6 protein-coding genes are annotated in these 5,735 nt (G+C 72.4%); 5 read left to right on the top strand and 1 reads right to left on the bottom strand.

Annotated elements, in window-relative coordinates; all coding sequences use genetic code 11:
- On the bottom strand, nt 1-259 hold a 259-nt coding region (locus tag FK498_RS16935), incomplete at its 3' end, for a GntR family transcriptional regulator (RefSeq protein WP_237560993.1).
- Nucleotides 260-368: 109 nt separating this feature from the next.
- Here FK498_RS16935 and FK498_RS16940 point away from each other — a divergent pair.
- From FK498_RS16940 to FK498_RS16960, 5 genes are all read left to right on the top strand, one after another.
- Nucleotides 369-1,499 carry a C45 family peptidase gene (locus FK498_RS16940; protein WP_141856638.1) on the top strand — a complete coding sequence of 377 codons (1,131 nt, stop codon included), beginning with the start codon at nt 369-371 and terminating at the stop codon, nt 1,497-1,499.
- 29 nt (nt 1,500-1,528) lie between these two features.
- Nucleotides 1,529-3,082, top strand: coding sequence for an ABC transporter substrate-binding protein (locus FK498_RS16945; protein WP_141856640.1), 1,554 nt, complete (start codon nt 1,529-1,531; stop codon nt 3,080-3,082).
- Between the two features lie 16 nt (nt 3,083-3,098).
- Entirely contained in the window at nt 3,099-4,043 is a 945-nt protein-coding gene (locus FK498_RS16950) for an ABC transporter permease (RefSeq protein WP_202614895.1), read from the top strand.
- Between the two features lie 4 nt (nt 4,044-4,047).
- Complete coding sequence (locus FK498_RS16955) at nt 4,048-4,869, top strand: ABC transporter permease (protein WP_141856642.1); 822 nt, start codon at nt 4,048-4,050, stop codon at nt 4,867-4,869.
- On the top strand, nt 4,866-5,735 hold an 870-nt coding region (locus FK498_RS16960), incomplete at its 3' end, for an ABC transporter ATP-binding protein (RefSeq protein ID WP_141856643.1). The genes FK498_RS16955 and FK498_RS16960, both read left to right, overlap by 4 nt.

Consider the following 5,735-nt stretch of genomic DNA (forward strand, 5'->3'; position numbering starts at 1 on the left):
CGTCGGCGCGGATCTGCCAGGCGCGGTCGGGATCGAACAGGCAGAGATCGGCGGCGGCGCCCTCCGCGAGCCGCCCCCCCGGGACGCCCAGCAGCCCGGCGGGGCGGGGGGGGAGCAGGCCGCGCGCGGCCAGGTGCGCGAGCGCGGCACGGACGGGTGTGCGCGAGACTGAGAGCCGGCGGGCCAGGCCGAGCTCCGTCAGGTGCGTCCCCGTCCCCCATCCCTGCGCGCGTGCGAGTTCCGCGATCTGTCCGAGCACGGCGCGCTGCAGCCGGCTCGGCGGTGCCGGGGGAGTCGCCGCTTGATGTTCCATACGATCAGAAAATACACTACGCTCCTTGCGTCCGGCAACAGAAGGCGATCCGCCCATGGTCGAGCCCTGCCCCCTGATCGAGATCGGCGGCCCGCCGCGCGAACGCGGGCGGAGCTACGGCAGGCAGGCCGGCGCGCGCATCCGCAAGGGAATCGCGCACTACGGCGAACAGCTCCGCGCGATGCAGCTCGACCAGCCGGCCGTGCGCGACCTGGTCGCGCGCTTCATGCCGCGCATCGCCGCCTTCGACCCGGCCTACGCCGAGGAGATCGCCGGCATCGCCGAGGGGGCGGGTGTTGCCATCGAGGGGGTGGCGCTGCTGAACGCGCGCACCGAGATCCTGAAGCTCGGCCAGCGCGAGGCCGAGGCGCGCGCGGATGCCGCGCGCAATCCCGACGGCTGCACCGGCGTGGTCGTGATGCCGGCGGCGGCGGAGGCCGGGCGGCTGATCCATGCGCAGAACTGGGACTGGAAGGTCGAGTGCGCCGAGACCGCGGTGGTGCTGCACATCCGCCAGGAGCACGGGCCGGACATCCTCACCTTCACCGAGGCGGGCGGGCTTGCGCGCTCGGGGCTGAACGCCGCCGGGATCGCGCTGACGGCGAACTATCTCCAGTGCGATCGCGACTACCGCACGCTCGGCGTGCCGCTCGCGCTGATCCGGCGCAGGGCACTCGAGCAGGAGCACCTGGCGCTTGCGATGCACGCCGTCCACGCCACGCCGAAGTCGGCCGCCAACAACATGATCGTCTCGCATTGCGGCGGGGTCGCGATCGACTTCGAGTGCGCCCCCGACGAGACGTTCCAGATCCATCCCGAGAACGGCCTGCTCGTGCACGCCAACCATTTCGTCAGTCCGGTGGCGCTCGCGAAGCTGCGCGATACCGGCATCGCCGCGACACCCGACAGCCTCTACCGCGACATCCGGGTGCGCGACCTCCTGCGGCCCGCCCTGGGGCGGATCACGCGCGAGACCGTGAAGGCGGCGCTGGCCGACGACTTCGCCGCGCCCTGGTCGGTCTGCCGGCCGCCCCGCCGCAACCTCTCCGGTGTGCTCAGCGCCACCGTCGCCGCGGTGGTGATGGAACCCGAACTCGGCATCATGGAGGTTGCGATGCTGCCGGCGCTCAACCGCCAGTTCACGACCTTCCGCCTGGACATGCCGGCACGCCGCCGGGCCGCGTGACGCGCGGCGAAGCAACGGGGGAGACGACGATGAGGGCAGGACGGATCATCTGCATCGCGCTGGTCGCCGCGGCCGCGCTCGGCGCAGCGGCACCAGCCGAGGCGCAGGGCCTGCGCGTGCGGCTGAACGCCGACATCCGCTCGACCGATCCCGGCGTGAACCGCGACGCCAATACGGATGCGGTGGTGCTCCACATGGTGGAGGGGCTGGTGGCGTTCCGCGAGGACGCCTCGGTCGGCCCGCTGCTCGCCGAGAGCATGGTCGTGTCGGAGGACGGACGGACCTACACCTTCCGCCTGCGCGAGAACGTCCGTTTCCACAACGGCGCGCCCCTCACCTCGGAGGACGTCGCCTGGACCTGGCGGCGCTACATGACGCCGGAGACGCGCTGGCGCTGCCTCACCGAGTTCGACGGCCGCGGCGCGGCGAAGCTCATTGGCATCGAGACGCCGGATGCGCGCACCGTCGTGTTCCGCTTCGAATCCCCCTCGGCACTGATCCCGGCGACGATGGCGCGGCCCGATTGCGGCGGCAGCGCGATCCTGCACCGCGACAGCGTCGGCCCCGACGGCGCCTGGCTCGCGCCGATCGGCACCGGCCCCTTCCGCATGGGCGAGTGGCGGCGCGGTCAATCCATCGAGCTCATCCGCTTCGACTCCTCCGCGGCACGCAGCGAACCGCGCGACGGCTTCACCGGCGGCAAGCGGGCCGAGGTCGAACGCGTCCGCTTCCTGGTCATCCCGGACCAGGCAGCGGGCAAGGCGGCGCTGCTCTCGGGCGCGATCGACGTGCTGACCGACATCGCGAGCAGTGACCTCGCCGAGCTCAAGGCGCGCCCGGAGATCAGGCTCGACGTCGCCGCGACGATGGGCCTCAACACGCTGCTGATCCAGACGAAGGATCCGCTGCTCGCCGATGTGCGGATCCGCCGCGCGCTGGCGCTGGCCCTCGACCTGCCGGCGCTGGTGCAGGCCGTGAGCGAAGGCACCGCGCGCTACAACGCCTCCGCGATCCCGGTCAGCAGCGCCTTCCACACCGCGCCGCACGCCCAGGGTTACACGCGTGATCTCGCCGCCGCGCGCCGCCTGCTCGCGGAGGCCGGGTATCGCGGCCAGACCATCAGGATGCTGGCCAACCGCCGCTATGCCTCGATGTTCGACGCGGCGGTCCTGGCCCAGGCGATGGCGCAGGAGGCCGGGCTCCGGATCGAACTCGAGGTGCTGGACTGGGCCACCCAGCTCGACCGCTACACGCGCGGCGACTACCAGCTGATGAGCTTCAGCTACTCGGCGCGCCTCGACCCCTCGCTCTCCTACGAGATGTTCTCGGGGCCGAAGGCCACCCAGCCGCGCAAGGTCTGGGACAACGCCGAGGCGCTTGCCCTGCTGCGCGAGAGCATGGTCACGACCGATACCGCGCGGCGTCGCGCGATCTTCGAGGCGCTGCACAGGAAGATGCTGGACGAGGTGCCGCTGATCAACCTCTACAACGGGGCCGAGATCGCGGCGATGCGCGCCAACGTCTCGGGCTACCAGGGCTGGCCCGCCGGCCATCCGCGCCTCTGGGGCGTGCGGGTGGACTGACCGCGGGGTCCTGGGCGTGCTCGGCTACTTGGCGCGGCGGCTCGCGATGGTGGTGCCGACGCTGCTGCTGGTCGGCGCCACCGTGTTCGTGCTGATGCGTCTGGTGCCGGGCGACCCGGTGCTGGTGATGCTGGGCGACACGGCGGGTGAGGCCGAGATCGCCGATCTGCGCGCGGCGCTCGGCCTGGACCGACCGTTGCCGGTACAGTTCGCGCTCTGGCTCGCCCGCGTCGCGCGGGGCGATCTCGGCGCCTCGATCACCAACGGCCAGTCCGTGCTGGGACTGATCCTGGAACGGTTCCAGGTCAGCACCGCGATCGTGCTGGTCGCCGTCGCCGCGGCGGCGCTGATCGCGGTGCCGCTCGGCCTGCTCGCGGCGTGGAGGCAGGGCAGTGCGGCCGATCTCGCGATCGTCGCCGGCGCGACCGTGCTCGTTTCGGTGCCGAGTTTCTGGCTCGGGCTTCTCCTGCTGCTGCTGTTCGGGCTGAAGCTCGGCTGGCTGCCGGTGGTCGGGTTCGTGCCGTTCTCCGAGAACTTCGCCGCTGCCCTCTCCTTCCTGATCCTGCCGATCGTCACGCTGATCATGATCGAGATCGGCGTGCTCACGCGCATGAGCCGGGCCGCCGCCATCGAGGTGCTGCGGCTCGACTACGTGACGCATGCGCGCGCCAAGGGGCTGCCGGAATCACGCGTGCTGCTGCGCCACGTGCTGCCCAACGCCTTCGCACCGACCTGGACGCTGATCGGCCTGACCCTCGGCAACCTCCTGGGCGGCATCGCCGTGCTGGAGACGGTGTTCACCCTGCCGGGGCTGGGGCGGCTGCTGGTGGACGGGATCTTCGCGCGCGACTACCCGGTGGTGCAGGGCTGCCTGCTCTTCATCGCCCTGATCTACGTGGTCGTGAACCTGATCGTGGACCTGATGTATCCGCTGTTCGACCCGCGCGTCACGGCGGAGTGAGACGATGCGGCGTCCGATCCCGCTCAATGCCCTGATCGGCGGGCTGCTGATCACGGCACTCGTTCTTACCGCCGCGGTCGCGCTGGTCTGGACGCCCCACGATCCGCTGGCGGTGAACCTGCGCGCGCGCCTCGCCCCGCCCGGCGGCGCCTATCCGCTCGGCACCGACGAGTTCGGCCGCGACGTGCTGAGCCGGCTCATGGCGGGTGCCGCCACTTCGGCGATCGTCGCGCTCGCCACCGTGGCCTTCGCCGTGATCGCCGGCGGGACGCTCGGCCTGGTGGCGGGGTTCCTGCGCGGCTGGACCGACCGCGTGCTGATGGCGGTGAACGACGCGCTGCTCGCCTTCCCGGGGATCCTGCTCGCGCTCGGCTTCCTGGTGGTGTTCGGCGCCAACCAGTGGGGCATCGTGGTGGCGCTCGGCCTCGCCTATGCGCCGTCGGTCGCGCGTGTCGTGCGCGGCACCGTGCTGTCGATCCGCGAGCGCGAGTTCGTCGAGGCGAGCCGCGTGATCGGCAACCCGGAGCACACCACGCTCTGGCGCCATGTCGCGCCGAACTGCATCGCCCCGGTGGCGGTCCTGGCGACCGGCATGTTCGGGTGGGTGCTGCTGTCGGAGAGCGCGCTGTCCTTCCTCGGGCTCGGCGTGCCGCCGCCGGCCCCGACCTGGGGCAACATGCTCGCCTCCAGCCGCCCCTACATGGAGTCCGCCGTCTGGCTCGGCGTCGCACCCGGGCTCTGCATCGCGCTCAGCCTGCTCGGCATCAACCTGCTCGGCGACTGGGTGCGCGACCGGCTCGACCCGCGCATGGCGGCGCACGCATGACGGCGCTGCTGTCGGTCGCGGGGCTCTCGGTGGAGGCGCCGGGCGGGCGGCGCGTCGTGGACGACGTCTCCTTCACGATCGAGCCCGGCCGGTTCCGCGCCCTCGTCGGCGAGTCGGGCAGCGGCAAGACCATGGCGGCGCGCGCGGTGCTGCGGCTGCTGCCACCGGGGTTTCGCATCCCTGCAGGATCGGTCCGACTGCGCGACGAGAATCTGGCCGCGCTGCCCGATGCCGCGCTGCGCCGGCTGCGCGGCCCGGCGATCGGCATGGTGTTCCAGGAGCCGATGGTCTCGCTCAATCCCGCGATCCGCATCGGCGCGCAGATGCGCGAGGCGCTGGTCCTGCACCGGCGGCTTCCGCGCGCCGAGGCCGAGGCGGCGGCACGCGCCATGCTCGCGCGCGTGCGGATCGGCGATCCGGACCGATGCCTCGCCGCCTATCCGCACGAGTTCTCGGGCGGGATGCGCCAGCGCATCATGATCGCCTCGGTGATGCTGCTGCGCCCCGCCCTGCTGATCGCCGACGAGCCGACGACCGCGCTCGACACGCTGACCCAGCGCGAGGTGCTCGACCTCATGACCGGCCTCGCGCGCGAGGAGGGCACCGCGGTGCTCTTGATCACGCACAATCTCGGCCTGGTCGCGCGCTACGCCGACGCCGTCTCGGTGATGCGCGAGGGGCGCGTGGTGGAGGAGGGACCGGCGCGCGCGGTGCTGGCCGCGCCCCGGCACGGCTACACGGCGGCGCTGGTCGATGCGCTGCCGCGTCGTGGTGCCGTACGGCCGTCGGGCGCCGGCGCGGCGGCACCGGTGATCGAGGCGCGCGACATCGCCGTCCGCTTCCCCGGCCGCGGCGGGCTCCTCCGC

Source organism: Elioraea sp. Yellowstone (assembly GCF_006704265.1).
Lineage (GTDB): Bacteria > Pseudomonadota > Alphaproteobacteria > Acetobacterales > Acetobacteraceae > Elioraea.

What these genes read in the sequence shown, in the direction of transcription:
- FK498_RS16955 (WP_141856642.1), top strand. Translation starts at nt 4,048, where the DNA reads ATGCGGCGTCCGATCCCGCTCAATGCCCTGATCGGCGGGCTGCTGATC.
- FK498_RS16940 (WP_141856638.1), top strand. Translation starts at nt 369, where the DNA reads ATGGTCGAGCCCTGCCCCCTGATCGAGATCGGCGGCCCGCCGCGCGAA.
- FK498_RS16945 (WP_141856640.1), top strand. Translation starts at nt 1,529, where the DNA reads ATGAGGGCAGGACGGATCATCTGCATCGCGCTGGTCGCCGCGGCCGCG.